Origin of the sequence: Nostoc sp. CHAB 5836 (assembly GCF_020829445.1) — a bacterium.
In the GTDB taxonomy this organism is placed as follows: Bacteria; Cyanobacteriota; Cyanobacteriia; order Cyanobacteriales; family Nostocaceae; genus Nostoc.
Genome location: NZ_JAIVFV010000097.1, coordinates 1 through 25,424 on the forward strand (window position 1 = coordinate 1; position 25,424 = coordinate 25,424).

The following is a 25,424-nucleotide window of genomic DNA, read 5'->3' on the forward strand; positions in this document are numbered from 1 at the left end:
AAATAGATATACCTAATTTGATTGAAGAAATTGAAAGCATGGGGAGAAGGGAAAAACGCGAGTTAAAAAATCGATTAATTGTGTTATTGATGCACTTGCTGAAATGGCAATATCAACCAGAAAAACGTAGTGAAAGCTGGCGCAGTACCATTTCTGAACAACGTATCTGTATTGAAACATTATTAGAAGATAGCCCCAGTTTGCAACCTCTACTTGCAGAAGTATTTGAAAATTGTTATCAAAAAGCTCGTGTAAAAGCATCTGATGAAACAGGGATTAAATTAAATTTCTTTCCTGAAAAATCTCCGTTTACATTAGAAGAAACTTTAAAAAATAGTTATTAAGTTGGAGAAATGAATGAATTTTTATACCGTTGTACTCAGAAAAAATTCTGGCTATTGGGTTGCTTTATGTTTAGAAAACGGCATTGTCGGGCAGGGGAATAGTCAAGAAGATGCAATTAAAAAACTGAAAGAAGCAATTGAGTCTTTTGAAATTGTTTATGACTCTGAAAGTAATATTTATAAATCTCCCGTTTCAATAGATGAATTACATGAATTTTTATTTGTTGAAGAAAAAGAAGAAGATTCAGAGATATATGAATTAAGGAAGGTTTATGCCTAAAAATATACCTTCCCTGAAACCAAAGGAGTTAATTAAGCTTTTAGAACAAGCAGGTTGCACATTTTATAGAGAAGGAAAAGGCGACCATTGTTTATATACTCGTGAAGTTGATGGTAAAAGAAGAGTAGTTCCTATAGATATGGGTGCAAGAGAAATATTTGCATACCTGTACCTCACCAGGTTGAAAATGGCTATACACGGGCTTTTTTGCTAATTATCACAAATAAATATATTTTAAGTATAATTACGATCGCCAACGGAGAGGGGCTGGGGGAGAGGTCAATCATAAAAAATAAACAACCTATTTTCATAGTTCATAAATGAATAACCCAACACCCGAAGAACCCTATCCACTCAAAAAAGAGGGGACTCGCAATATTGTAATCGGATACAAAGTAGACTTAGTTAAAGTGCAACGTGCCAAAGAACTTCGTCAGCAAATGACACCAGAAGAAAAAATTCTTTGGCAACATCTTCGTGCTAATCGTCTGAATGGTTTGCACTTTCGCCGTCAGCAGATTATCAATGGCTTTATTGCAGATTTCTACTGTCATGCAACAAAATTAGTGATAGAAGTAGATGGCAAAATTCATGAACAACAAGCCGAATATGATGCAGAACGGGACAAAGTTTTATCAACTAGGGGACTGGGTTTGTTGCGAATTAAAAATGAAGAAGTCAGACACGAACTTGATAAAGTTTTGATGCGTATTTCCACAGCTTGTTCTCAACAGACCTAACCCCCCAGCCCCCTTCCCTACGAGGGAAGGGGGAGAAATCCGGCTCCCCTCTCCGCTTCGGAGAGGGGTTGGGGGAGAGGTCAATCTATGCGATCGCACCTGTGAAATTAGGGATGCGACGCTGTAAACTGTCAAATTTTTTTGCTATAAATATAAATATAGGGCGAAAACCTTTAAGAAATTTAAAATTAAAAAGTAGCTAAACAGAGTTGAGGGATTAGTCATTTTTGACAATCCAGCATCTGGAAACCAGAAACCGTAAAGACCATTTACCAATGAAATCGGAGGTCTATTATGATGTTTAAAAAGATTCTAGTTGCATTAGATCGCTCGGAAATAGGGCAACAGGTTTTTAAAGAAGCGTTGGGTTTAGCAAAGTTAACGCAAGGGAGCTTAATGCTACTGCATGTCCTATCTCCCGAAGGAGAGGGTAGTCCTTATGTACCCACGCTGTCTAATTTTGACTACTATCCCGGATTGAGCAGTCAAAGCTTCGAGTTATATCAAAAACAGTGGGATACCTTTAAAAATCTTGGAATCCAGATGTTGCAATCTTTCTGTGCCCAAGCTAATACAGCAGGTGTAACTACGGAATTTACACAAAATATTGGTAATCCTGGTCGCATCATTTGTGATTTAGCTCATAGTTATGGCGCTGACCTAATTGTGATGGGGCGTCGGGGTCGTTCTGGGCTGATGGAATTATTTCTCGGTAGTGTGAGTAACTATGTTCTTCACCATGCTACTTGTTCAGTGCATATTGTGAATCTTTCAGTTACTCCTAAAACAAATGAAGTTGTTAAGGAAACTACAAGTACTTTAAGCATTAACTAACTACTACTTTATCAAGCCAGTTTTTCAGGTTTGTAGTAAGCACTAAAGTCCTTACTAGGAACTTGCTTACCCATCAATTTCGACTTTATCCCATTCAGGAAACTAGCCCACTTTAGTATTTAGTCATTTTGCTACCAAGAAGAGAACTTTTCAAACAACCTCTTAGACAGGGCTATTTCATTCTCATCTAGCCCGCCTCAGAATGAATTCTGAGTCTAATAGCGAAAGTAGTCTAAAGACTACTGAGAAAAGGTTAAAGTCCGTTTTAACGGACTTTAACTATAGCAATCCTAAATGAGTCGTGAAAAATATAAAATTTGAAAACGAACCGCAAAGTACGCTAAGAGCGCAAAGGGAAGAAAGAAAAAAGAGATTATAATTTTCACAAATGATTTAGGATTGCTATATGACCCTTGAACAGCTTGAAGCCGAAGTTCTTGCACTTCCAAAAGATTCTCAAGTGATTTTATTAGCAAGATTACTGGAAAGATTGGGTCAAGAAAGTGGAATAGATCAAGAAATTGCGGCTAGTTGGGTTGAAGAAGCCCAGAAGCGTGATGAAGATATGAACACCAATCAAATTACTGGTATTCCGGCTGAAGAATTGTTTCAACGAGTTCGTGCATCTTTACAATGACAAGAATTGTATTTCATCCATTGGCAGAGCAAGAGTGGCAAAATTAACCTTGTTCTTGGTAATAACGATCTAAAAAACTTTGGATGAGGGCAGAAGATGTACGAAAGGTGGTTAATTGCAATTTAGAAATGGCGTTAGGAAAATCAATTATATCTTGGGTTCCTGCACGATAAAGAACACCGAGTAAGCCTGTGACATTAAGACCTTGTGCGATCGCTGCTTGTCGAGCATCCATATCATCTAAGATAATTAGGGCGGCGTTGAGTTGGACAGCCAGAGAAATGGTTTCTTGCTCACCTATACCAAGTTTGTTAGATAAGTTGGGTAATAGAGATGTGGTAGTTTGAATCTCTAACCAGCTTGGAGGTTGGGCTATCCAGTTTTGAACTTGGATGTAAGAACCTTCGGCCAGAAGTTCTGTGCAGACGGCATTGGGGATGGTGATGCGACCGAAAAGTTGAGGCAGAATTTCAACACAATCAATCAAGATGAGATAGCACAAAGGTGAAGTATCGCAAACAACTATCATTGCTGAATAATTGCTTGGTCAATAGCTTGCAAGTCTTGCTCTAAGTCAGCTACGGTGTAGGGTAGGTAAGCTTCATAGGCTTTAAGAAAAGCATCGGTAGCAAGTCGAGAAGAAAGATTTAACAGACGTTGAACTTGAGCAGTAGAAATTTGCCGATGGCGATAAGCTTCAACCACCAGCGATTCTAAGGCGCGGCGAGAAAGTTGGTCAGGGGTATTAGCGAGTTGATGGGCAATGTCATCGGGTATTTCGATGGTAATTTGCATTTGCGGTGTCCTTTGATGGATGTATGATGCTTTTTTTTAAGAATAACTGAGCAGCATCATACATTTTTAGGACTTACGCAAAAACTCTCTCAAACTCTCATTCCTCCGTGGCCTCCGCGTCCTCTGCGGTTCGTTTTTCCGTTACTTGTGCGTAAGTCCTAATTTTTAGCAATGCTCCAGTTGGGCTAGGCGTAGACGCAAAGCGGCTTGTCGTAGACATCGCTTCTCAAATTAAACCACTGTACGAGCTATTCCTCAATATCTTTTACATCATTTGGCGGTTCAAACATAATCTCAAAACCTCCATTGGGAATAGTTCGACGCAAAAATCTTAAATGGTCGTCTGCATCTTGGCGGTTAGCAAAACGGGCGACGGTGTGAGATTGGGTAATCACTACAGTTTTTACTATCACCCAAGGATGATTTTGGACAATAACTGGTTTTATCATGGTGAATGTCTCCTTTTGTTAGGGAACCAAGAGCCAGCAGGAAGCGTCGGAAACTTATTTGCTGGCTTTTGACAAGATTTGTAATTTTGTTGCTGCGTTGCTGTAAGTATGAGTGTGTTTTCATCGCTTCTAAACACTCTCATCTCATAGATTTTGGGGTAAAAGCTGGGTTGCATCATGGTCGTGAAGTCCTGGGACAACTAGCCATAGCCACATCCGGCACTTGAACAACCGCAATGATAGAAGTTCTTCCGGGAATTTTTGATTTCTGTGACCTTGCCAGTGTCCAAGGTGTGCAAGTTGTTGTTTGGCGCAGGTTGGGCAGAGGTCGCCTGGTTTTCCTTTGTCGATGGTGTAGTTTGAGTCTTCAGGATTGAGGGGTTTAATTCCAGGAAAGCGCCCTGCTTGTGAATGGGGGCAGGGTTTGCCGTCGAGTTCTGCGGGGATGATGCCAGTGCAAATTAGATTGTCCGGGTATACGTTGCCATCGGGGGAGAGGAAGAGGGCTTTGGGTTCGGTGTTTTGAATATTCATTTTACAATGTAGATTGTATATTGACAAAAATAAAACTTACATTGTAAAATGTCAACAGACAGACCCAAAAATTCTTTTGACTTCTAACCTCTCTCTGTATATTTAAATCCAGCTTGATCCGCAATTAAGGTTAGGTATTTCGATGTAGCTAGGGTTGGCTCATAGGCTGCAATTTCCCATTGACTGACTGTTTGCTGATAGACACCAAGCCTTTTTGCAAACTCTGCCTGTGTTAAACCCATGTGAAGACGCAGTGCTTTGATTAATTCGCCATTCCACAGTACAGTGTCACCTTTAACCTGAACTTGAAAGTTATTAGGAGGTTTATAAAATTTGATTTGCTGCTTATCAAGATCAACATCTTCAACCCGATATCCTGCTTCTATCCAGGCTGAAGCTTGTAATGCGCCTTTGCTGCGATTACTCCACCACGCTCGTTTACTTTTCGCTGAATTGGGTAAAGTATCTTTTATTAAAGTCTCGATTTCAGCAAAAGAAAGAGCTATTTCACTTTGGTTAGTGCCACGCAAAAAGTCTAGGAGTGGCTGGTATTTACTGCCCTCCTTCATGCCATATCTTCCTGTCCCAATATCATGCGCTCTATACGAATTTTTGCTGTTAAAAGTGTATCTTCGGCTTCATGGCGTAAAAAATTGGCTTGAGTACGTTGTTCATCTGCTTCTTGAACTATTTTATTTTGAATTTCAATCGTTGGTAAAGGGACTTTAAGTGCTTTGATACCCTCTATAGTAATATTCATTTGAATAGAGCCTGTTTTCTGTTGTTCAACTTGGGCTTGACCAATTGCTGAATTCAAAAAATATGCAACAAAGAATGGATTTACTAAATCATTACGCAGCCGAAATTTAATTTGAAATGAACCGAAGGCAAACCCATTTGCCTGAGATGGTACAACTGCGACTATACCCACAGAACCACTACGAGACATTAGTAAGTCTCCTGGTTTAACAAAGGCTTTTCCAAGTAAACTGCGTTTACTTTCATCAAAATAGACAATATTAGAAACATCAATATAATTGGGCTTTAGGTTTCCAATCCGTATAAACGGAATGCCATCATCAGCATAGTCATTTTTTACTGATGCACCATAGTGTATTTCCTCAATTAAATTTCCTAAATATTTTATATCATGTCCGCTATTATCTAATATAAATAAAGCATTTTTAGCTCTTGGAGATTGATCGTTAAAATCATCGTCAACCCTCCCAGATAAAATCCCGGACGTTCTGGAAGTCCTTGTGTAATTCCTCCTGTAATGCTACCCAATCGCTCCAGCGAATCCATTACCTTTAAATCGGCATATTGTGCGCCATTCATTAAAGTATTAACTCGCGCTACGTGCATCACATTTCGAGAATATTCAGCACCAAATAAATGATTATCTCGAAACTTGATAAACTCTTGTGTTGGTTCTTCAGGATTAATCCCTTCAGCACTACCACCATTATTTGCGATCGCTTTTGCATACTCCTGCTTACGCACATAATCCAAAACGTGGGTCAACATTCGCGCTGAACCGCAAGCAGGATCGCCAACATAATCATTTACTGTAGGTTGCAAAATTCCCACCATTAAATTAATTACTGGTGTAGGTGTGAAATATTGCCCCAAATCATCACGGAAAGTCTTGCTCAAAAAATCTTCAAATACTCCGCCTTTGACATCTGCTGAAGATTTTCGCAAACTCCAAGGCTGTAAACGCTTGACGATTTCCATTGTCGTGTGAGGCTTGAATTGCAGCACATCAGCCTCATTAAAAGCCAAACGTGCCGAAAGATCGTCGCCAAACTTTTTTGCTAAAGTTTCTCTTTCCCACTGCTTCGCTTTCTCAAAAGTGTCTCTGACTTGAACTAATAAACGTTCTGGGTCAGTTTCATTACTAACACTAAATACATAAGCGCGTGATTCTCCTGTTTGCTTTACCAAGTCAATTGTTGCCTGTTCGTCATACCACTTAGCAAACAAGAATTTAACCATTGCATCAACCGCTTCTTGTGGCTGCAAACCCTCATTATCCCTCAGAATAGAGTGACAACCAGAACGCGTATCCCCCAAAACCTCCCGAAACCTATCACGGGTTAGTGGCGTGAGTCCTGTTTGAATCCCATCTGGTTCACTGGGATTAAGGATTACAATGTAGTCACTGTGCTTTGCGGCTTCACGGGCGCTTTCATACTTTTGCAAATCACCAATTATTTCTAATTTGCGTGGGTAGTCAAGGTCACGACGATAAATTACTGTATGTTTACCACTGGTTAAAATGGCATAACGGGCAGATGGTGAAGCACTCATGTAAGCATTGAGTCGGTTAAGATGATCAACCCAACCTTCCCCCTCAGTCCCGCCAACTTTTTTACTTGGTTCCATAGCCTCCACCATAATGAAGGCTACATCCAAATTACCTACAGAATCAGCATAACGGTCATCGTAAACTACAAGGTCTGCCCGTCCTTGATAGCGTCGTCCACCTTGATAAGTTCCCTCGGCAAAATCTGAATTTAGTTCTAGTTCCATTGCCTCTAGTGGAACACCGTACTCTTCTACTAAAATCTCAAGCGCCCACATGGTCACAGGGTCTTCTGCTGGACGCACATAAGAACCATCAGCTTTAAATAACTTCAGTAGATTTATATACTGGCGATACTTCTGTGGTATATTAGCCGGATTTTGGTAAGGATTAGTGAAATCGGAGAAAGGCATGAAGTTATTGTTATGGGAGACAGATTACACAGTAGATAAATGATATGGTATTCTGGGCGATCACGCCTTATCTATGTACGGCTATGTCTTTTTAATTGCTTCTTCAATCTCTGAATGAACAAGTGGAACTATCCAAAATATTCGCACAGTTGCAGAACTTGAAGTCTCATGAGAGGAAGAGACTTAATCAGTAAGCTTGAAGAAATGGGTTGTATCTTCGAGTGAAGCTAGAAAATGATACGATCAACTGAATTTAGTAGCTAGAGAAACTTTTTAACTAATAGGTATGGCTAAAACTACTGACAATCAACCAGCCATTATTCGGACAGAGCGTGGTCTGACAATTTCAGGGACAAGGATTACTCTCTATCAGTTAATGGATTATGTTCACGCAGGTTATCCGCGCCATTTGATTCGTCACCAATTTTATCTAACTGATGAACAGTTTGATGTAGCTATGGCTTATATTGATAACCATTATGAAGAAGTAGAGTCAGAATATCAAACTGTCTTACAACAAGCACAAGAAATCCGCCAATATTGGGAAGAGCGTAATCGAGAACGTATTGCCGATATTTCTAAGCTTCCCCCAAAGCCTGAGTATTTATCTGCTTGGCAAAAACTGCAAGCGCGTAAAGCTAAACGAGCAGCGATCAGCCAGTGATTTTTCTCATCGATCACAACATTGAAGGTCAATCAATCATGCTTTTCGGCAGCATTTCTTCTGAAGGTTGGCTTGAAGATTTAGCTATTCGTTTTATTTCCTTTAATGAAGTGGAATTGTCAATAGATAGCAGCGATCGCATAGTTTGGCGATTTGCTCAAGAGAATCAAATGATTTTGCTAACAGCCAATCGTAGTATGAAGGGTGAAGATTCCTTGGAGCAAGTTCTTCGAGAAGAATGCTTACCAACTTCATTACCTGTAGTTACTATTGGAAATGTTGATCGGATTGTTGAACGTGAATATCGAGAACAATGCATTGACCGCTTGATTGAAATTGCATTTTATCTTGAGAATTACCTGGGCGTAAGTCGTTTGTTCATCCCATAGTCAATGTCTGAAAATGCTTTGGTTCTGGACTTGGTAAAGCGATATTTAAAAGCTAAAGATGAGAATCAGCCTCTAATAAACTGGGAAATTATATAGTGCGATCGCTGCCATGCAAAAATTCCAGGAGTGGCTGATAAGTCATCAGATGTAGAAAGGATTGGTAGCTCATAACGAATCTGATTTTCAATTTGTGCCATTATGATAGGGTTGTTTCTCTTCTCATGCTTTTTGCACCAAATCGCTTTTTTCGACAACCACCAAGCAGCATCGTGTATTTTTAGCGACGCACCGCTAGAACTCTACTTTACGGGCTTATTTAGGGTAAATTTTTGACTTGACTGGGAGGATCACAACCCACATTCCGCACGCCCAAAGGTCAAAAAAGACTCCCAACAGCAGAAACGGGAGATTACCAATTTAATTAAATCAACCTAACGAGGAAGACGAAATCCCCAAAAAGCTGTTACTTAATAACTAGTGACTTTTTGCCAAACATGATTTTGATAGCAGACGAATTGTGATGAATACAGCTAATTTTCCGTGGCTGACGACGATTATTCTGTTTCCGATAGCCGCGTCGCTACTTATTCCCGTCATTCCTGATAAAGAAGGCAAAACAGTGCGCTGGTACTCCCTGATCGTGGGGCTGATAGATTTTGCACTAATTGTTTATGCTTTTTATACTGGGTATGATTTCTCCAATCCAGATTTGCAGTTGGTGGAAAGTTACCCCTGGGTACCACAATTGGGTTTGAATTGGTCAGTAGGGGCAGATGGCTTATCTATGCCCCTAATTATTTTGACTGGATTCATTACCACGCTGGCGATTTTAGCAGCTTGGCCTGTCACCTTCAAGCCCAAGCTATTCTACTTCTTGATTTTAGCGATGTATGGCGGTCAGATTGCCGTGTTCGCCGTCCAGGATATGCTGTTATTTTTCCTGGTGTGGGAACTGGAACTAGTACCGATATACTTTCTGCTGTCGATTTGGGGAGGTAAAAGACGGCAATATGCAGCAACCAAATTTATTCTATACACCGCCGGCGGTTCGCTGTTTATTTTGCTGTCTGCCCTGACAATGGGATTTTACGGCGATACGGTGACATTCGATATGCGATCGCTCGCCTTAAAAGATTTCGCCCTAAATTTCCAACTTGCCCTGTATACTGGCTTCTTAATTGCCTACGCCGTCAAGTTGCCAATTATTCCCTTACACACTTGGCTACCTGATGCCCACGGTGAAGCTACAGCCCCCGTACATATGTTATTGGCAGGTATTCTGCTGAAAATGGGCGGTTACGCCTTAATTCGGATGAATGCCCAAATGCTCCCCGATGCCCACGCTTATTTTGCACCAGTGTTAGTGGTTTTGGGGGTAGTTAATATCATCTACGCTGCGTTGACATCCTTTGCCCAACGCAACCTGAAGCGCAAAATTGCCTACTCTTCAATTTCTCACATGGGCTTTGTCATGATTGGTATCGCCTCCTTCACCGATTTGGGATTGAGTGGGGCAGTATTACAAATGGTTTCCCACGGGTTAATTGGGGCGAGTTTGTTCTTCCTGGTTGGCGCAACTTACGATCGCACACACACCCTGATGTTAGATGAAATGGGCGGTGTCGCGAAGAGAATGCCGAAGATTTTTGCCATGTTCACTACCTGTTCAATGGCTTCTTTGGCATTGCCAGGGATGAGCGGTTTTGTGGCAGAATTAATGGTATTTGTGGGTTTTGCTACTAGCGATGCTTATAGCTCTACTTTCAAAGTTATCGTGGTGTTCTTGATGGCAGTAGGAGTGATTTTAACTCCGATTTATCTGCTGTCGATGTTGCGAGAAATTTTCTACGGTAAAGAGAACGAGGAATTAGTTTCTCACCAAGCTTTGATAGATGCTGAACCCCGCGAAGTATTTATTATTGCCTGTTTGTTAATTCCAATTATTGGTATTGGTTTCTATCCCAAATTGCTGACTCAGATGTACGACGCTACAACTGTACAATTGACGGCAAGATTGCGTGATTCCGTGCCGACATTAGCACAGCAAAAAGAAGAAACATTAAAGGTTTCTTTGAGTGCGCCGGAAATTGGTAATTAGTTGCGATCGCTAGTTTAGTTTAAATATTGATTACTTTGAGGGCTGGTTTTCTACCTGCCCTTTTTTATGTACATTGCTTAGAGATAATCCAAGACTTCGTAGGTTGGGTTGAGGAACGAAACCCAACAAACCCCTTACATATAGCAACGGACAGGAAGCTTAGGACAGCAATAAAATCACAAACTAGGCTGTTGAAGGCGCGTTTACCGCCAACTATCGTAACGGCTTTGGCGACTGCTATAAAAATAGATTTTAAGCTGATTGATTTATTTGTAACCAGTTAAGTAAATCTTCCATAGCAGTAAAATCTAACAAAGCTTCGCCAAGGTTTTCTAACTGATTTAAAGAAAGAGATTGGATACGCTCTTGCAATTGTGGTGATAATTCTCCCACTCGTCTTTGTAGTAACCTTAAAATAAGTTGTTGTTCACCTTCTTGTTTACCCTCTGCTTTACCCTCTGCTTTACCCTCTGCTTTACCCTCTGCTTTACCCTCTGCTTTACCCTCTGCTTTACCGCGCTCGTAGCCGATTCGCTCACCTGTAGTTACATACTTCATAGTCCGCTCCTGCTCAAATTGTTTAAACTCTTCCCAAAACTGATTTTCTAATGCCTTTGGTAATATCATAACCCAATCGATAAATCGATACAGATTACGAATATCCTGCTCTTCTAAGCCCAAATCATATAGTCTGCGAATTAAGCTAAACTTCCATATTTTGCGCTGTTCGGCTGATGAGCGTGTCTGCTGGGTTTTCAAATGTGCCATGACGACAGTTGCAAATGGATTATCGCTATTTTCTAACTCGTGAAAGCGATTTTCGTAATCCAAAAGTTTTATACTGCCAAATTCAAAAAATAAGCGAGTATTGGGATAATTGTAACTGTAATTGCTTGGTCGCCATTCGCGGTTTGAATCACAGAGAATTGCAAGGCTAATTGCTGGTTTATCAAAGCGGTCAAATATGCGAAAGTTGTAGGTAAACATCCGCTTAGGAAAGTTATCTTCTTTTTGTGCCTGAATTTCAACATGGATTAATAACCAAAGTTCTTCTCCTTGGATTTGCCAAACTTTGACTAGTTGATCGGCATATCTCTTACCCTGTTCAGCTTCACGAGCTATCTGTTGAAATTCTTTATCTAGAAATTCATAAGGACGTTCCCAATCAATTAATGCAGAAGTTTCTGGAAAAAAGAAATGCATTGCTTGAGGAAAATAAGCTTCTAGAATTTCTTTCCAAGGGCTATCAAAATCAGCGCGTAGGGGTAGCCCGTCGTAGACATCGCTAATATTGGTCATATTTATCTAAGAGGCTGATTTTTGTCACATTCATGTCAGTACTTTAATTTACAATCATTTGTCCCTTGTATATCTACTTAATTATCGATAAAATTCCTACAATCAAGGTACAATCAGATGTGGCAAAACCGCTCATGTTAAACTACAATCCGTTACATTGTTTGCCATCTTCCGAAGAACTACCCGACTCAGATGATACTGCTGTGGATAATGAACTACAAAATTTAATTCCCGGCTTGCTGAAAACGATACTGGCTTTAGTTTGGTGCGATCGTTGGGATTGGTTCTTTGGTGTAGACATGGGTATTTATTATGACCCAGACAAAGCAGCAATTGTCCCTGATGGGTTTCTCAGCTTAGGAGTTAAACGCATCATTGATGAGGACTTACGCCTGAGTTATGTGCTGTGGCAAGAAAAGAAACTACCAATATTAGCACTAGAAGTCGTTTCCCAAATATATCGGGAAGAATATAGCACAAAAAAAGAATTGTATGCCAAAGAATTAGAAACTTTGTACTACGTTGTATATAGTCCCCTTCGTCGTAAAAAGCCGCCTTTGGAAGTGTATCGCCTTGTTGATGGGGAATATATTTTAATGTCAGGAAATCCCGTTTGGCTACCAGAGATTGGTTTAGGAATTGGGCGAGAACGGGGAATTTATCAAGGTATAGTGCGGGAGTGGCTGTACTGGTATGACGAAGAAGGGCAAAAATTGCTGGCACCAGAAGAACGCATTAGAGAAGCCGAAGAACGCACAGTTTTTGAAGAACAGCGACGTGTGGAAGCAGAACAACAAGTGAAAATATTGGTGGAAAGGTTGAAGATGCTTGGTGTTGATCCAGGAGCTTTGTCATAGATTCACCAAATTTTGCAGGGCAAGCGATCGCGTCTACAACTCACTGATTAGAAATTATAGACTTCATCGCCAATTATTTCCACAAGATTGGGATTAATATTCTAGCCTCAAGCTGAGTGCGATCGCTTGTCTGTTGCATTGCAATACGCTTGGAATAAGACTAAAACCATTGTCCAGTGGACAGTGTAGAGACGTTGCATTGCAACGTCTCTACAGGCCTATGGTTCTCCAGAAAATCCTTAACCCAAGCGTATTGTGTTGCATTGAAGCTTTAGCCTCCTGTGCGATCGCACTCAAGACGAAAAGGATTGACAACTGCATTCATCGCAGTCTCAAATTCATACCTTCTGAATGTTCATTAGTTGCTATCTCCGGGAAAAATAAGTATAAGGTGATGCCTTGTTATGATGTTTCACCCGTAGACAAGTACTAACCAAATACTAATCACATCAGGAGTATTTCATGATTCCACTGATTTTGGGTGCTATTGCTTTAGGAACTACTGCTTTCGGAGCAGTAAAAGGTGCTAAAGGTGTTGGGAACATGAATGAGGCAAAAGAAATTGGTAAACGTGCCGAAAACCGTCATTCATATGCAGTCAGTGAGTTGAAAGCAGACTGGGAGACAACTAACGAGCTTGCAGAAGAGTATGGTCAACTCCAGCTTGATGTAATGATGAGTACAATTGGGCGCTTTGTTGACTTTATCGAACGAAATATTGGTAAAGCAAAACAAAGCGAGAAGGAGTTTTTAGAAGGGCTGGAAGGAATTTCAGTTCAGCAGATCAACGAGTACAAAGCCGCCGCAATGGAAGCTGAACAGTTTTTCAAAGGTGGCACTAAGGTAATTGGGGCAGCAGCAGCAGCATATGGTGGTGCAATGAGTCTTGCTACTTCTGTAGGAGTAGCAAGTACTGGGACACTTATAGGAGGACTTAGCGGTGCAGCAGCCCAGAGTGCAACTCTCGCATGGTTGGGCGGTGGCTCATTAGCTACTGGTGGCGGAGGTATGGCTCTTGGTTCTCTTGTGTTAGGTGGTATCACCGTTGGCCCTGCTGTCCTTATTGGAGGCTTTGTACTTGCTGGTCAAGGCGAGAAAGCGTTGACAAAGGCACGGGAGTATGAGGCTGAAATTAACACAGCGATCGCTAAAATTGAAGCAGCAAAAGACTTTATGCAACAAGTAAGACGGCGGATTACGGAGTTACAGGGTGTATTTGAATGTCTGAATAAATCTGCTATTTTAGGTCTTGAAGAACTTGAATCTTTACCATCATTTGACAAAAACAGGGACGCTAGTAAGTTTCAAAAAGTCGCACTTTTTGTGAAAGCACTTGCAGAAATCATGAAAACTCCTGTTTTAGATAGTGAAGGGCAGTTGAATCCTGTTACTGAGACTATCCAAGCCAAGTATCGTACTTTGGGAGGTAATTAGGAATGTCGGTCAAAAAAGTTACCACAGTAGTCCAGGAATTTATCAATCCTGCTCAATGCTTACAGCAAATGGTTTCAGCATACACCGATTACCTAAAAGTTGCCGAACAGGAACAGACAAAGAGACGAGAGATTGATGCTTGGGAAAATGAAACAATCACCAAGATTAACGCCCAGCGAGAGTTGTTGATGGCGTATCTAGATCGCTCTTTTGATGAACGTGCAGAAAACTTTCGCGCTTTGTTTGCTGTCGTTGATCATGCGATGGCATCTGGCAATAATGAACAACTAGCCCTTACCTTAAACTCAATTACAGAAATAGCTAAATCTTGCCCTTTCAAAGACCTTGCAAATTTAGCTTCTGTTCGCGCCGCCCTGGATGATCCAGATCACCAATGGACATTTTGATTTTAGAACAGCGCGATCGCTCTGGCAAAACTTTCTAAAAAGCCTGATAACACAGGCTTTTTTCATGTAGTGCGAGGCTTGTAGGTTCTAAGAAATAGCGATTGCCACTATAATTATGTTGCATTGCCACATATTGCAATATAATATATTGCAATACAACTTTTACAACACGATGAGCAAAGAAAATATTACGTTTCGGATAGATAGCGATCAGAAGGCTGCACTTGATGCGATCGCAGCCGGAATGAATCGCGATCGCAGCTACGTACTTAATGAGGCAGTAGCCACTTATCTACAGATGTACCAGTGGCAAATCGAGGAGATTCAAAAGGGGATTGCTGAAGCGGATGCTGGAGACTTTGCCAGTGATGAAGAAGTAAAAGCAACTTTTGCAAGACTCACCAATGCAGATTAAGTGGCTGCGTCGTGCGCTTCGTAATTTGGAACAAGCCCATAGCTACATCCTGAAAGAGAATCCAGAAGCAGCGCAGAAAGTGATATTGAGGATTCAGCTTGGTGCTAGTCAACTTGAGAATTATCCTTTTATGGGGCGACTTGGACGTATAGAAGGTACAAGGGAGCTAGTAATTTCTAGCACGCCATACATTGTTATTTATCGAGTCAAAGAAGAGTCGGTAGAAATTCTTCGGGTTCTTCACACGTCAAAACGCTATCCAGATTAGCGCCACTACCCACACAGTCACAATTACAGTTATCAAATATTGCTTGCTTCCGGTAGCCAGTCTTCATCCAACACTAACTCTACAGAAAATGGACACTTTTCTGGAAACACGGAAATTAGCAACTCTGTTTGTTTGGCTACTTGGCGACGCGCCCTTTGATAACTTTCCTCAAGTTGCTCTGTAGGATAGCTCTTAAGACTAGGACTATCGAGTATGGCTAACTCAATTTGGGTGCGAGAATCGGTGATAGAATCGAGCCAACTATCTGAGCGACGCTGAGGTTGATATTGCCACTTTAGCAGATGCAACAGCAAGCGAGTTAGTTGACTAGCAATAGCCCGCCGTTCACTTTTGCCCAAGCCTTCAACCTCTTCAATCAAATGTTCTACATCAATTTCATGCCAACTATGCGATCGCAATAGTTGGGCTGTCTGTTCAATCCACAAATTAAAATCTGCTTTATAAGCTGCGCTCATAGCCTTTATCGATCAGCCGCATGGTTTAAGCCAAAATATCCTCATTTTCCGATGCGCTCAAGTTCCAATACGGTTCGGTTAAGATTTCCCCGCCTATGGCGACCCCTTTAAAAAAAGGGGGGGAAAGGTTTTAGCCCCCCCTTCTTAAGGGGGGTTGGGGGGATCTTCCGGGGCAAAATATCACTAACCGAACCGTATTGATCTCTGATGGTAATTGCTAAATCGTCAGAAAACACGGTCACTGCATCAGCAAAGTCAACACCATGCTTGTCAAGATTGGCTGCTGCCTTATCCCTATCCCACTGATACGCCATCTAAATCTATTGTATGCACAAATGTACACATTGGGAGATGAAGAGTACTAAACTGGGTACTTCTGTATGTTTTCATCAAGCCTCAAAAATCTTCATCATCAACAAAAAATTCGGCATCGTCTTCTAATCGAGAATTACCCTGCCCAAAACCAGCTAGTCCCCAGAGAGGTTGCAACAGTGCCATACCAATTAACCCTAAACCGGCACTAAAAGCTAGCACTAAACCCATTGGTATCTGAATCGATTGGAATGTTAAGAATTTTAACGATACAGGTGTGGCATTTTGGACTGAAATAATTGCGATCGCGATTATCCAAACCGCTACAACTAGAGATGTCAAAAAAGGAGCAAAAGTTTTCATACTTTGATGAAGTTTGGAGTTTGGAGTTTGGAGTTAGAAGTTTGGAGTTAGAAGTTTGGAGTTAGAAGTTAAGAGTTATTAATTTAGAACTCTTAAGTAAGTTGGCGCGAAAAAATCAAAGTATGTTACGAAACGTAAATAGCCTTAAAATCTTTACTAGTGACCAATACTTCGACTTCGCGGTTCCTGAGTTTACGGTGAGCATCTCGACTCCGCTCGATGGAACCGCAGTCGAACTGCGTAGTCGTTGGCGTAGCCTCTCGTAGAGAAGGGCAGTACAAGTGACAAAGGACAAATACTTCGATTTCGCGGTTCCTGAGCGTAGTCGAAGGGCAGTACAAGTGACAGCCTTAGCCAGTTAGCTTTAATTGCGCCGACCTACTTAACTGTTAATAGGAGTTAAGAATTGTTAATTTACAACTCTTAACTCCTAACTCCTAACTCCTAACTTTTAATTTTTATCCCTCTAGTTTAGCAATGGCACTCTCTAGCTCTTGGGCGATTTGAGTGAGTTTTTCGGGAGTGTTGGTTTCGAGGTAGACGCGCACCAGTGGTTCTGTACCGGAAGGACGCAGTAAAACCCAGCTACCTTCTTCTAAATAGAGCTTAATACCGTCTTTACGCCCTACTTCCTTGACTTTAATTCCGGCTACCTCTGTAGGTGGATTTTTGGTAAAGGAGTCGATGACGGCGGTTTTATGCGCTTCTGTGAGGTGCAAGTCTAGGCGGTTGTTGTAAAGTGGCCCATCGGCTTCGGCGATCGCTTCTTTGACAAGTTGACTTAGGGGTTTGCCTTCATAGGCGATCGCTTCTGCCACCAGCATATCGGCTAATACTCCGTCTTTTTCAGGAATATGCCCAATAATACTCAAACCACCTGATTCCTCTCCACCGATTAATACGGCAGTTTCTCGCATTTTTTCGCCGATGTATTTAAAACCTACTGCCGTTTCGTAAATTTGCAGCCCATTTTTCGCAGCAAAATTATCTAGCAGGTGGGTTGTAGCCACAGTGCGGACGATCGCGCCAGTTTTACCTTTATTTTTGATTAAATGACGTGCTAGAACTAACAGCACAGTGTTAGGAGTGAGGACAGTTCCTTGTTCATCAACGATACCAAAGCGATCGCTGTCTCCATCCGTCGCCAAGCCCAAATCAGCCTGATCGCGGATTACTGCTTCCACTAATTCAACTAACTGTTCTCCTTTGGGTTCTGGCATTCCACCCCCAAATAACACATCCCTCCAATCGTGGAAACTTTGTAACTGAACGCCACTATGTTGCAAAACTTCATCTAAATAGCCGCGAGAGGTAGAATACAAAGCATCGTACTTTACCTTTAAATTAGCACTTCTAATCTTTTCTACATCAAGTAGAGTGTAGATAAATTGTAGGTAATCAGGTTTCGGATCAAAAATTGAAATTGAACCTGATGGGTTACTTCCAGGCAACTCATCCGATGCACTTTCTATATTTGCCACAATAGTATCAGTAATCTCTGGAGTGGCAGGCCCAGCATAATCGGGTATATATTTAATTCCACAGTAGGGTGCTGGATTATGGCTAGCAGTAAACATCAACGCTCCTGCGGAATTTAGGTAGCGGGCGTTGTAGGCAATTACTGGTGTGGGACAATCCCGATCAGTAATTTTCACATTCCATCCCAAGTCTGCTAGTACTTGGGCCGCAGCTTGGGCAAACTGGTCAGCTAAAAAGCGAGTATCGTAGGCAATAAGTACTGGTCTATCTTTTGTGTAGGCTGTTTCTAAATAAGTGGCGATCGCCCTCGTTACTTTCCGCACGTTGGGGAAAGTAAAGTCATCGGCAATAATCCCTCGCCATCCATCGGTACCAAATTTTATCTTGCTAGACATTTTTGCCACTTGCTCCCGTACATGATCGGTACTATAAAAGCTTCCCGCAAAGCGTGTGTAGCAGCAAGTATCCCCCGAAGTTGTTTTCTAAGCAAGCCTTAGCTAAAACTTCTCCCCACCGTATTTTCTCTCACTGTTTCTGAGTAATGTCAACCCCCGATCGACCTTTTGCCAGTTATCACCTTTGGTCTCTAGTTGCCCCAGCGACCGGGCAAGAACGCTGGCATTGCCAGATGAGACGGGGGTTTATCAAAGCGCGGCAACATGAACCACAAGTCAAAGCGCTTTTAACACAAGCCACTGCACCCCAGCGCATTGGCATACTCGCCCAAAAAGGCATTTATGAGTTTCATCATCACAGGCATCTGTTGAAGCAAGCAGATGGTGTAGAAAGAGTTGCACAGCTACTGAGATTAGCCCACTCAAGCGATCAAGTCCAGCAGCGCGTGCTGCAAATTTTGAAAAAATATCATGATGCTCCATTGCTTTTGGATAAAGACATTATCCAATTAACTTCGGGTGATGAAGGCTTTCCCAAACCGATAGTAGTTGAACAAGAAGATTATTGCTTTCGCTTATATGCGGCTATGGACTGCGTTTTCATTGAGTCTGATAGCACATTACATATTTTAGATTTTAAAACTGGTAAATCGGCTTTTGATCGACGACAGGCTTTAGTTTACTTGTTAGCTGCTCGTTATCTTTACCCTGGGCGAGAAGCCGTTGCATCATTTTATAATTTAGAAATATGCAAAAAGTCAGAGTTAATTAGCATCAATAATAGTGAATTGGAATCCTTAAAATTTGAGTTAGCTAATATAGCCCATAAGCACCAACACGATTTGCAAAAATATCAGGAAAAAACTAGTAATTTCAGTAAAATTTTCCCTCCTAATCCTGGCTCTCACTGCCGTTTTTGCCCATTTAACTCCATCTGTGAGTTTGCCAATTTTAAGCAACATCAATCATATCCATTGCCTAGTTTAAGAGTTAATAGCTAATTGGGAAAGAAAGATATAATTTACAAACTTCGCTTGTCGTAGACATCCTATCCCAAATAAATACCTGAAAATATTGCCTGACATTGATACAGTCAAACAATAAGTTGGCGTATCTCCAAGCGAGCCAGAAAGGGAATTTGAGGGGTTTCAATCATGGATTGAAGAAAAATATGGAATTAACTCAGGTCAGTCATGGGCTAAGATAATTCTTTTTTATTCTGTAGACGAGGATGAGGCACTACAGAAATTTTTTGAATTGTTTGAAGAATACTTGAATAGGAACGAGAGTTCAGAAGTAGACGAAAATAGTGGTTAAGCAGAGGTATTAAAGTGCGTTAGCCTACGGCATAACACACCCTACTCGCTAATTTTTTTATTGCATCAGATTAATGATCGTGCGAGTATTAACGTGATGGCTATTGCACCAGAATAGGTCGATTCAAAATGCTCATGACCTCGCCTGGATTGGGGCTTGGTAGCAGAGGACTCCAATCACCAACATCTGCATAACCAATATTGCAAATAGTGAATTGTGCTGGTTACAGCTTTAGCTGAAACAGCAAGAAGCCCCACGTCTCACTTTAGCGATCGCTTTATTTGGTGTCCAGCCGGAGAGCGATCGCATTGCAACACTCACAATCATACTCCCTAAATAGGACAATAGGATAATAGGATAAACCACTAAATCAACATAGCCTAAAAAGCTGTGCAAAAATTAAGCGGTTGTAAGGTGTGCAAGGTTGATGAGTGAAAAGAAGGAATTACGGGGCTATGTTTCTCCAGAGTTAAACCGATTGTTTCGGGCTGTGGTAGCTCTCAAAGATAAAAACCTCAGCGATACGATCGCTGAGGCTTTAGAAGAATGGCTCAATAAACCTGAAAACCAGGAGCTAATTAAAAAGCATAATTTGGGTAAATAAATCGAAGAAATTTAAAAAGTGGGTAATTCTTTAAGAATTGTGAAGCGAATATGATTTATCGCCAAATCACCGATGGGGATATCTTCTTTAGTTAGCCGCGCACCTTGACTTGTCACAGTTTCAAAGGTGATGCCTTTGCCAATTTCAATGTGATACCAGCACAAGCCCATAAAAAAGCGCGTCGGATAAGGGCCACCTTCACTCACATCGTCAGGATTTGATTCCATTGGCAACCAGCCAAAATTCGGGATGTAGAACTCCAGCCAAACATGATTAAAATCGGGTTGTAGCGGCACTCCTTGTAAGTCACTATGGGCAGGACATTTGTACCTCCCGACGGTACGGCAGGGGATACCATTTAAACGGCATAAGGCCAGCAAAACCCCAACATATTCGCCACAGGAACCAACGCCCCGTTCTAAAACTATATCTGGTGAGTCAATATAAGGTTTTATACCGTATGACAACTCATCATAGACGTAGTTGCGGATGCTGTACATTTTCCGCAGCACATTGGTTTCAGAACCAATGGCTTCTCTGGCGGCGCGGCGAACAATGGTTGTATCCATTGCTAAATCGTCGTCATCCACTAAGTAGCGTGTTTGTAATTCTGAGGACAGTTCTGGAACGTCTTCCACATCTCTGGGCGTGATGCGATATTTAATGCCTCGTACTTCCAAAAGTGCTTTCCAGCCAAATATATGCCGTTCTCCTGGTGCAAGAGAATCAAATTTAAAGACTGCTACACGTTGCCCCTCGATCGCTTCTTCGGTAAAGGGTATACCTATGGGTTCAACGTGTTTCACCTTTTGACGCTCAGTTTCTGATGGTAGGGCAATGCGCCATTCCACATCAGGTAAATAAACCTCGTCTAAGGGGGCAATTTCCTCAGCATAGGACATTTCGATGAGATAGCCATTGGAGAGGGCGTAGCGCTTATCTGGTTGGTAATGATAATACAGAGGGTGAATAAAAGTGCGATCGCGGAACGTTAACTCATGACTAGGGTTAGCATTGGGGTTATCCCGAATATAAGGCTCCTCTGAGGCGTAGGCGACGTAAATACTTTCTTTATCTGTTTCGCCATTTTTATGTATTGCGATGCCTGTGGGACATTCAAAGGGTGTCAGGACACTAAATTGAAGTTCTCCTGTTGCCCTGTCCATCGCATAAACTGATTGTTCAGTGCGATCGCAAATCCACAACATTTCTTGAGTAACTGCCAAATTCTCTATCCCAACACCAGGGGGATAAAATCTGGTAATTTCTTTTCGCGTTTCGCGGTCAAAAACCAGAATGTAGCCCAGCCTTTGGCAACTGACATAAACTGTTGTTTCCCAAACAGCAACCCCATCAGCAGGATAAGGCAATGTCACAAAATGTTCCAAACCCAAAGCATTGAGCTTGCACAAGTAAACACTATTTTCTCGGCTCACCCACAGGGTATCTTCCCATGCAGCTAGACCAGTGACATCAGTAAATTCTTTAACTTGATGGGAATTGAGAATTTTGCTGTTGTCAGAGGTGGGATCAATTTCTAGTAGATGGCCTTTAACACTGTCAATGGCAATCAGTTTATCTTTGATGAAAGTAATGCCACACAGGGTAGCAGCAGTAAGCGGTCGAATTGTCTTTTGCCCAAACATCTGGCTAACGGTCAAAGTGGGGAGTGCAAAACTCATAGAACCTTGTGGGAAGTGTAAAAACCCCTCTCCTTTAGGTAGAAGAGGAAACATGACTTAAGCGGTTTTAACCACCGTCACGCCAATTGCTGGATCCGGAAAATCTTACTTGAACAGTGGCTCCCCTGATTGGGGTGAGTGAACAGAGTTAGGACTTTATTCCTTTGTGTCCTTTGCGTCCTTCTCCCAGGGGGAGACGCTGCGCGAATGCGGTTCGTTTTCTCATGATTTTGCGTCAGTCCTGAGAGTAATAGTAAAACCTTCCTGGCAACTTATCTGAAAATTAACAATGAATAAATGCTCTTTTGACAAGCATCCTGGCTATTGACCAGATGTAAATTAAAGCAATACAGCCCAAAATTCATCAAGCTTCAAAGCTCTATTACTTACAATTATCTGTATAGTGCGTTCCGAAAAACTCTTTCGTGAGAAATAATACTAATCAAAACAGGAGGAATTTACAAATCTTAAGAATTACATATACACTCATACATCCGGGCGATCGCCTTAATCTAACCTGAGAAGATGGAATTCATGCCATCACTAAATTATGATCGAATTTTGTAACCATTTGCTGTGACCTACACGATGTCTGCTAATTCTTTGCCTGAAGGTGCCGCCGTTTGCCATAGTTTAGAAGTTGATAAAGCGCTAGACCTGTTTGATAGTAACGCAGACAGTGGCTTAACATCTCAAGATATACAAGAGAGGTTACAAAAGTACGGCCCCAACGAACTTGAAGAAAGTGCTGGCCGAAGTCCTTGGGAAATTCTGCTGGATCAGTTCAAGAACATTATGTTGTTGATGCTGATTGGCGTAGCTCTGATTTCTGGGTTTTTAGACCTGATGGCTTTGCGGGCGGGCACTTTGAAGCCCGGTGAAGTGCCATTTAAAGATACAATCGCGATTTTAGCAATTGTTATTCTCAATGGCATACTCGGCTACGTTCAAGAAAGCCGTGCCGAAAAAGCCCTCGCAGCCTTGAAAAAAATGACTTCTCCCTTAGTGCGGGTTATCCGTGACTCCAGGCTAGTGGAGATAGCAGCTAAGGAACTAGTTCCAGGGGACGTAATGCTGCTGGAAGCTGGGATGCAGATAGCTGCTGATGGACGCTTGATAGAACAGTCTAATTTACAAGTGCGTGAGTCAGCATTGACTGGTGAAGCCGAAGCGGTGAATAAACAAGCATCACTAAAATTGCCGGAGGAAACATCATTAGGCGATCGCCTCAATGTCGTCTTTCAAGGAACTGAAGTAGTCCAAGGACGCGGTAAGGTTCTGGTAACTAACACCGGAATGACTACAGAACTGGGTAAAATTGCCACTATGTTGCAGGCGGTGGAAAGTGAACCTACACCGTTACAGCAGCGAATGACTCAACTGGGTAATGTCCTAGTTACGGGTTCTTTAATTCTTGTAACGATTGTCGTTGTCGGCGGTGTAATCAGGGATGGAGGTTTTAAGAATATCCAAGAACTCTTGGAAGTTTCCTTGAGTATGGCGGTTGCTGTGGTGCCAGAAGGTTTACCAGCTGTAATTACCGTCACCTTGGCGTTGGGAACTCAGCGAATGGTGCGCCAAAATGCCTTGATTCGCAAATTGCCAGCAGTGGAAACATTGGGTTCTGTAACTACTATCTGTTCTGATAAAACCGGCACGCTGACTCAAAATAAAATGGTGGTGCAATCGATTTACACCAATAACAAAACTTTTCGCGTCACCGGTGAAGGTTATGCTCCCACAGGGGACTTTCAGTTAGATGGTCAAAAAATTTCCCTTGAGGAGTCTCCAGAAATTTCCGCGTTATCAGTCGCCTGTGCTGTTTGTAATGATTCGGTGTTGCAAAAAGAACAAGGAGAATGGGCAATTTTGGGAGATCCTACAGAGGGGGCATTAGTCACTCTGGCGGGAAAAGCGGGAATCGAAAAAGACCAGTGGAACAGTAAGTTACCTCGCGTTGCGGAGTTCCCCTTTTCCTCGGAACGGAAGCGGATGAGTGTGATTTCTCAGGTGGAGGGAGTCGCCACAGGTGAAGCGTCTTCGAGAGGTGTTGACCCAGTGATCGCCGATTTTCTCCAATCTGAACGTTACTTAATGTTTACCAAAGGTTCCCCAGAGTTAACTTTGGCACGTTGTACTCAAATTCACTTGGGTCATGACACAAGCCCCTTAACTGAAGAACAACGTCAGAAAATTTTGGCAGAAAATGACCAAATGGCGAGTAAAGGTTTGCGGGTACTAGGTTTTGCCTACAAACCCCTGGTGGAGATTCCACCAGAAAGTTCAGATGAGACATCTGAGCAAAATTTGGTATGGCTGGGATTGGTGGGAATGCTAGATGCGCCCCGCCCAGAGGTAAGGTTAGCAGTCCAAGAATCCCGAGAAGCAGGCATTCGCCCAGTAATGATTACTGGCGACCACCAATTAACAGCACGAGCGATCGCCACCGATTTGGGAATTGCCCAAGAAGGCGATCGTCTGCTCACAGGTCAAGAGTTGCAACGGATGAGTGACCAAGAACTAGAGCAAAACGTTGACCTGGTGAGCATCTATGCCAGGGTTTCCCCAGAACACAAACTGCGAATTGTCCAAGCACTGCAACGCCGGGGCAGATTTGTCGCAATGACAGGCGATGGCGTCAACGATGCCCCAGCCCTCAAACAAGCTGATATTGGTATTGCAATGGGCATTACGGGCACTGATGTCAGTAAAGAAGCCAGTGACATGGTGTTACTTGATGACAACTTCGCCACCATTGTCAGCGCCACCAAAGAAGGCAGAGTTGTTTACACCAACATCCGCCGCTTTATTAAATACATTCTGGGCAGTAACATTGGCGAAGTTCTCACAATTGCAGCCGCACCCCTAATTGGTTTGGGAGGCGTTCCCCTCACTCCCTTACAAATTCTGTGGATGAACTTGGTAACAGACGGTTTACCAGCTTTGGCATTAGCTATGGAACCTCCAGAACCAGATGTGATGAAACGTCCGCCTTTTAGTCCCCGCGAAAGTATTTTCGCCAGAGGATTGGGTTCTTATATGATTCGCGTTGGTATAATATTTGCCATTATCACTATTGCCTTAATGTGGTGGGCTTATCAACATACCCATGCCCCTAGCTATCAAGGCAATCCCGATACTTGGAAAACAATGGTATTTACTACCTTATGTATTGCCCAAATGGGTCACGCGATCGCCATTCGCTCCAACAACCGACTGACCATTGAGATGAATCCTTTCTCTAATATATTTGTACTAGCAGCTGTTATCGTCACCACAATTTTGCAACTGATGCTAGTTTACGTTCCACCCCTGCGAGATTTCTTTGGTACCCACTACCTGACTCTACAGGAATTGGGGATTTGTGTTGGCTTCAGTGCCTTAATGTTTATCTGGATTGAATCAGAGAAGATATTCTTGCGGATTATGGGCAAGAAGGCCGTGTAAATGGGGGATGAGGGGGATTAGGGGGATGAGGGGGATGAGGGGGATGAGGGGGAATAATAATTGCTTGCTTTTTCATCTCCCCCTACTCCCCCCACCCCCCCATCTCCCCCCACTCCCCCCCCCCCCCCCCCCCCCCCCCCCCCCCCCCCCCCCCCCCCCCCCCCCCCCCCCCCCCCCCCCCCCC

At 42.4% G+C, this 25,424-nt stretch carries 31 protein-coding genes; 17 read left to right on the forward strand and 14 right to left on the reverse strand.

Going from position 1 to position 25,424, the window contains the following annotated elements; all coding sequences use genetic code 11:
• The 6 genes from LC605_RS19150 to LC605_RS19175 form a co-directional block, all read left to right on the forward strand.
• Nucleotides 1-344 (forward strand): DUF29 domain-containing protein (locus tag LC605_RS19150; protein WP_229549098.1); only part of this gene is annotated, 344 nt, incomplete at its 5' end.
• A gap of 13 nt (nucleotides 345-357) precedes the next feature.
• Nucleotides 358-624 (forward strand): type II toxin-antitoxin system HicB family antitoxin, encoded by a 267-nt coding sequence (locus LC605_RS19155; protein WP_229549099.1) that lies wholly within the window; start codon nucleotides 358-360, stop codon nucleotides 622-624.
• The gene (locus tag LC605_RS19160; RefSeq protein WP_229549100.1) at nucleotides 617-838 is read left to right on the forward strand and encodes a type II toxin-antitoxin system HicA family toxin; all 222 of its coding nucleotides are present in this window, start codon (nucleotides 617-619) and stop codon (nucleotides 836-838) included. The genes LC605_RS19155 and LC605_RS19160 overlap by 8 nt, the downstream gene beginning before the upstream one ends.
• Before the next feature lie 106 nt (nucleotides 839-944).
• Nucleotides 945-1,364: an endonuclease domain-containing protein gene (locus tag LC605_RS19165; RefSeq protein ID WP_229549101.1), complete on the forward strand. Its 420-nt coding sequence runs from the start codon at nucleotides 945-947 to the stop codon at nucleotides 1,362-1,364.
• 297 nt (nucleotides 1,365-1,661) lie between these two features.
• The gene (locus tag LC605_RS19170; protein ID WP_229549125.1) at nucleotides 1,662-2,198 is read left to right on the forward strand and encodes a universal stress protein; all 537 of its coding nucleotides are present in this window, start codon (nucleotides 1,662-1,664) and stop codon (nucleotides 2,196-2,198) included.
• Between the two features lie 406 nt (nucleotides 2,199-2,604).
• A complete protein-coding gene (locus LC605_RS19175; protein WP_229549102.1) occupies nucleotides 2,605-2,835 on the forward strand; it encodes an addiction module protein in 231 nt (76 codons plus the stop codon).
• Nucleotides 2,836-2,878: 43 nt separating this feature from the next.
• Here LC605_RS19175 and LC605_RS19180 read toward each other — a convergent pair whose 3' ends face one another.
• The 7 genes from LC605_RS19180 to LC605_RS19210 form a co-directional block, all read right to left on the reverse strand.
• Nucleotides 2,879-3,364, reverse strand: a complete 486-nt coding sequence (locus tag LC605_RS19180; protein WP_229549103.1) for a DUF3368 domain-containing protein — start codon at nucleotides 3,362-3,364, stop codon at nucleotides 2,879-2,881.
• Nucleotides 3,361-3,630 carry a UPF0175 family protein gene (locus LC605_RS19185; protein ID WP_229549104.1) on the reverse strand — a complete coding sequence of 90 codons (270 nt, stop codon included), beginning with the start codon at nucleotides 3,628-3,630 and terminating at the stop codon, nucleotides 3,361-3,363. The genes LC605_RS19180 and LC605_RS19185 overlap by 4 nt, the downstream gene beginning before the upstream one ends.
• Before the next feature lie 248 nt (nucleotides 3,631-3,878).
• Complete coding sequence (locus LC605_RS19190; RefSeq protein ID WP_229549105.1) at nucleotides 3,879-4,079, reverse strand: hypothetical protein; 201 nt, start codon at nucleotides 4,077-4,079, stop codon at nucleotides 3,879-3,881.
• Nucleotides 4,080-4,223: 144 nt separating this feature from the next.
• A complete protein-coding gene (locus LC605_RS19195; RefSeq protein ID WP_229549106.1) occupies nucleotides 4,224-4,613 on the reverse strand; it encodes a hypothetical protein in 390 nt (129 codons plus the stop codon).
• 83 nt (nucleotides 4,614-4,696) lie between these two features.
• The gene (locus tag LC605_RS19200) at nucleotides 4,697-5,182 is read right to left on the reverse strand and encodes a DNA-binding transcriptional regulator (protein WP_229549107.1); all 486 of its coding nucleotides are present in this window, start codon (nucleotides 5,180-5,182) and stop codon (nucleotides 4,697-4,699) included.
• A complete protein-coding gene (locus tag LC605_RS19205) occupies nucleotides 5,179-5,850 on the reverse strand; it encodes a restriction endonuclease subunit S (protein ID WP_309143269.1) in 672 nt (223 codons plus the stop codon). The genes LC605_RS19200 and LC605_RS19205 overlap by 4 nt, the downstream gene beginning before the upstream one ends.
• Nucleotides 5,778-7,334: an N-6 DNA methylase gene (locus LC605_RS19210; RefSeq protein WP_229549108.1), complete on the reverse strand. Its 1,557-nt coding sequence runs from the start codon at nucleotides 7,332-7,334 to the stop codon at nucleotides 5,778-5,780. The genes LC605_RS19205 and LC605_RS19210 overlap by 73 nt, the downstream gene beginning before the upstream one ends.
• A gap of 286 nt (nucleotides 7,335-7,620) precedes the next feature.
• Here LC605_RS19210 and LC605_RS19215 point away from each other — a divergent pair, with 286 nt between their 5' ends.
• Both LC605_RS19215 and LC605_RS19220 read left to right on the forward strand, forming a co-directional pair.
• Nucleotides 7,621-7,998: a DUF433 domain-containing protein gene (locus LC605_RS19215; RefSeq protein ID WP_229549109.1), complete on the forward strand. Its 378-nt coding sequence runs from the start codon at nucleotides 7,621-7,623 to the stop codon at nucleotides 7,996-7,998.
• Nucleotides 7,995-8,387 carry a DUF5615 family PIN-like protein gene (locus tag LC605_RS19220; protein ID WP_229549110.1) on the forward strand — a complete coding sequence of 131 codons (393 nt, stop codon included), beginning with the start codon at nucleotides 7,995-7,997 and terminating at the stop codon, nucleotides 8,385-8,387. The genes LC605_RS19215 and LC605_RS19220 overlap by 4 nt, the downstream gene beginning before the upstream one ends.
• Nucleotides 8,388-8,452: 65 nt before the next feature.
• On the opposite strand, the gene LC605_RS33020 is transcribed toward LC605_RS19220, so the two are convergent.
• Nucleotides 8,453-8,584, reverse strand: coding sequence for a hypothetical protein (locus LC605_RS33020; RefSeq protein WP_267868591.1), 132 nt, complete (start codon nucleotides 8,582-8,584; stop codon nucleotides 8,453-8,455).
• 323 nt (nucleotides 8,585-8,907) lie between these two features.
• Here LC605_RS33020 and LC605_RS19225 point away from each other — a divergent pair, with 323 nt between their 5' ends.
• Nucleotides 8,908-10,485 (forward strand): NAD(P)H-quinone oxidoreductase subunit 4, encoded by a 1,578-nt coding sequence (locus tag LC605_RS19225; RefSeq protein ID WP_229549111.1) that lies wholly within the window; start codon nucleotides 8,908-8,910, stop codon nucleotides 10,483-10,485.
• A gap of 252 nt (nucleotides 10,486-10,737) precedes the next feature.
• Here LC605_RS19225 and LC605_RS19230 read toward each other — a convergent pair whose 3' ends face one another.
• Nucleotides 10,738-11,784 (reverse strand): DUF4351 domain-containing protein, encoded by a 1,047-nt coding sequence (locus LC605_RS19230; protein ID WP_229549112.1) that lies wholly within the window; start codon nucleotides 11,782-11,784, stop codon nucleotides 10,738-10,740.
• Between the two features lie 134 nt (nucleotides 11,785-11,918).
• Between LC605_RS19230 and LC605_RS19235 the strand changes: the two genes are divergently transcribed.
• The 5 genes from LC605_RS19235 (at nucleotide 11,919) to LC605_RS19255 (ending at nucleotide 15,165) form a co-directional block, all read left to right on the forward strand.
• The gene (locus tag LC605_RS19235; RefSeq protein WP_229549113.1) at nucleotides 11,919-12,641 is read left to right on the forward strand and encodes a Uma2 family endonuclease; all 723 of its coding nucleotides are present in this window, start codon (nucleotides 11,919-11,921) and stop codon (nucleotides 12,639-12,641) included.
• A gap of 462 nt (nucleotides 12,642-13,103) precedes the next feature.
• Nucleotides 13,104-14,075: a hypothetical protein gene (locus LC605_RS19240; protein ID WP_229549114.1), complete on the forward strand. Its 972-nt coding sequence runs from the start codon at nucleotides 13,104-13,106 to the stop codon at nucleotides 14,073-14,075.
• 2 nt (nucleotides 14,076-14,077) lie between these two features.
• The gene (locus LC605_RS19245) at nucleotides 14,078-14,482 is read left to right on the forward strand and encodes a hypothetical protein (protein ID WP_229549115.1); all 405 of its coding nucleotides are present in this window, start codon (nucleotides 14,078-14,080) and stop codon (nucleotides 14,480-14,482) included.
• A gap of 148 nt (nucleotides 14,483-14,630) precedes the next feature.
• The gene (locus LC605_RS19250; RefSeq protein WP_229549116.1) at nucleotides 14,631-14,897 is read left to right on the forward strand and encodes a CopG family ribbon-helix-helix protein; all 267 of its coding nucleotides are present in this window, start codon (nucleotides 14,631-14,633) and stop codon (nucleotides 14,895-14,897) included.
• Nucleotides 14,887-15,165: a type II toxin-antitoxin system RelE/ParE family toxin gene (locus LC605_RS19255; protein WP_229549117.1), complete on the forward strand. Its 279-nt coding sequence runs from the start codon at nucleotides 14,887-14,889 to the stop codon at nucleotides 15,163-15,165. The genes LC605_RS19250 and LC605_RS19255 overlap by 11 nt, the downstream gene beginning before the upstream one ends.
• A 32-nt stretch (nucleotides 15,166-15,197) precedes the next feature.
• On the opposite strand, the gene LC605_RS19260 is transcribed toward LC605_RS19255, so the two are convergent.
• The 4 genes from LC605_RS19260 to LC605_RS19270 form a co-directional block, all read right to left on the reverse strand.
• A complete protein-coding gene (locus LC605_RS19260) occupies nucleotides 15,198-15,641 on the reverse strand; it encodes a DUF29 domain-containing protein (RefSeq protein ID WP_229549118.1) in 444 nt (147 codons plus the stop codon).
• Nucleotides 15,642-15,748: 107 nt separating this feature from the next.
• Entirely contained in the window at nucleotides 15,749-15,955 is a 207-nt protein-coding gene (locus tag LC605_RS33025) for a BrnT family toxin (RefSeq protein ID WP_267868592.1), read from the reverse strand.
• An 82-nt stretch (nucleotides 15,956-16,037) separates the two neighbouring features.
• Nucleotides 16,038-16,316: a LapA family protein gene (locus tag LC605_RS19265; RefSeq protein WP_229549119.1), complete on the reverse strand. Its 279-nt coding sequence runs from the start codon at nucleotides 16,314-16,316 to the stop codon at nucleotides 16,038-16,040.
• Nucleotides 16,317-16,774: 458 nt separating this feature from the next.
• Nucleotides 16,775-18,190 (reverse strand): phosphoglucomutase/phosphomannomutase family protein, encoded by a 1,416-nt coding sequence (locus LC605_RS19270; RefSeq protein WP_229549120.1) that lies wholly within the window; start codon nucleotides 18,188-18,190, stop codon nucleotides 16,775-16,777.
• Nucleotides 18,191-18,336: 146 nt separating this feature from the next.
• Here LC605_RS19270 and LC605_RS19275 point away from each other — a divergent pair, with 146 nt between their 5' ends.
• Entirely contained in the window at nucleotides 18,337-19,191 is an 855-nt protein-coding gene (locus LC605_RS19275) for a PD-(D/E)XK nuclease family protein (RefSeq protein WP_229549121.1), read from the forward strand.
• Between the two features lie 743 nt (nucleotides 19,192-19,934).
• Nucleotides 19,935-20,111, forward strand: coding sequence for a hypothetical protein (locus LC605_RS19280; RefSeq protein WP_229549122.1), 177 nt, complete (start codon nucleotides 19,935-19,937; stop codon nucleotides 20,109-20,111).
• An 11-nt stretch (nucleotides 20,112-20,122) separates the two neighbouring features.
• Here LC605_RS19280 and LC605_RS19285 read toward each other — a convergent pair whose 3' ends face one another.
• Nucleotides 20,123-21,793 (reverse strand): transglutaminase family protein, encoded by a 1,671-nt coding sequence (locus tag LC605_RS19285; protein ID WP_229549123.1) that lies wholly within the window; start codon nucleotides 21,791-21,793, stop codon nucleotides 20,123-20,125.
• 588 nt (nucleotides 21,794-22,381) lie between these two features.
• On the opposite strand from LC605_RS19285, the gene LC605_RS19290 reads away from it, so the two are divergent.
• The gene (locus tag LC605_RS19290) at nucleotides 22,382-25,240 is read left to right on the forward strand and encodes a cation-translocating P-type ATPase (protein ID WP_229549124.1); all 2,859 of its coding nucleotides are present in this window, start codon (nucleotides 22,382-22,384) and stop codon (nucleotides 25,238-25,240) included.
• The last annotated feature ends 184 nt before the right edge of the window (nucleotides 25,241-25,424 follow it).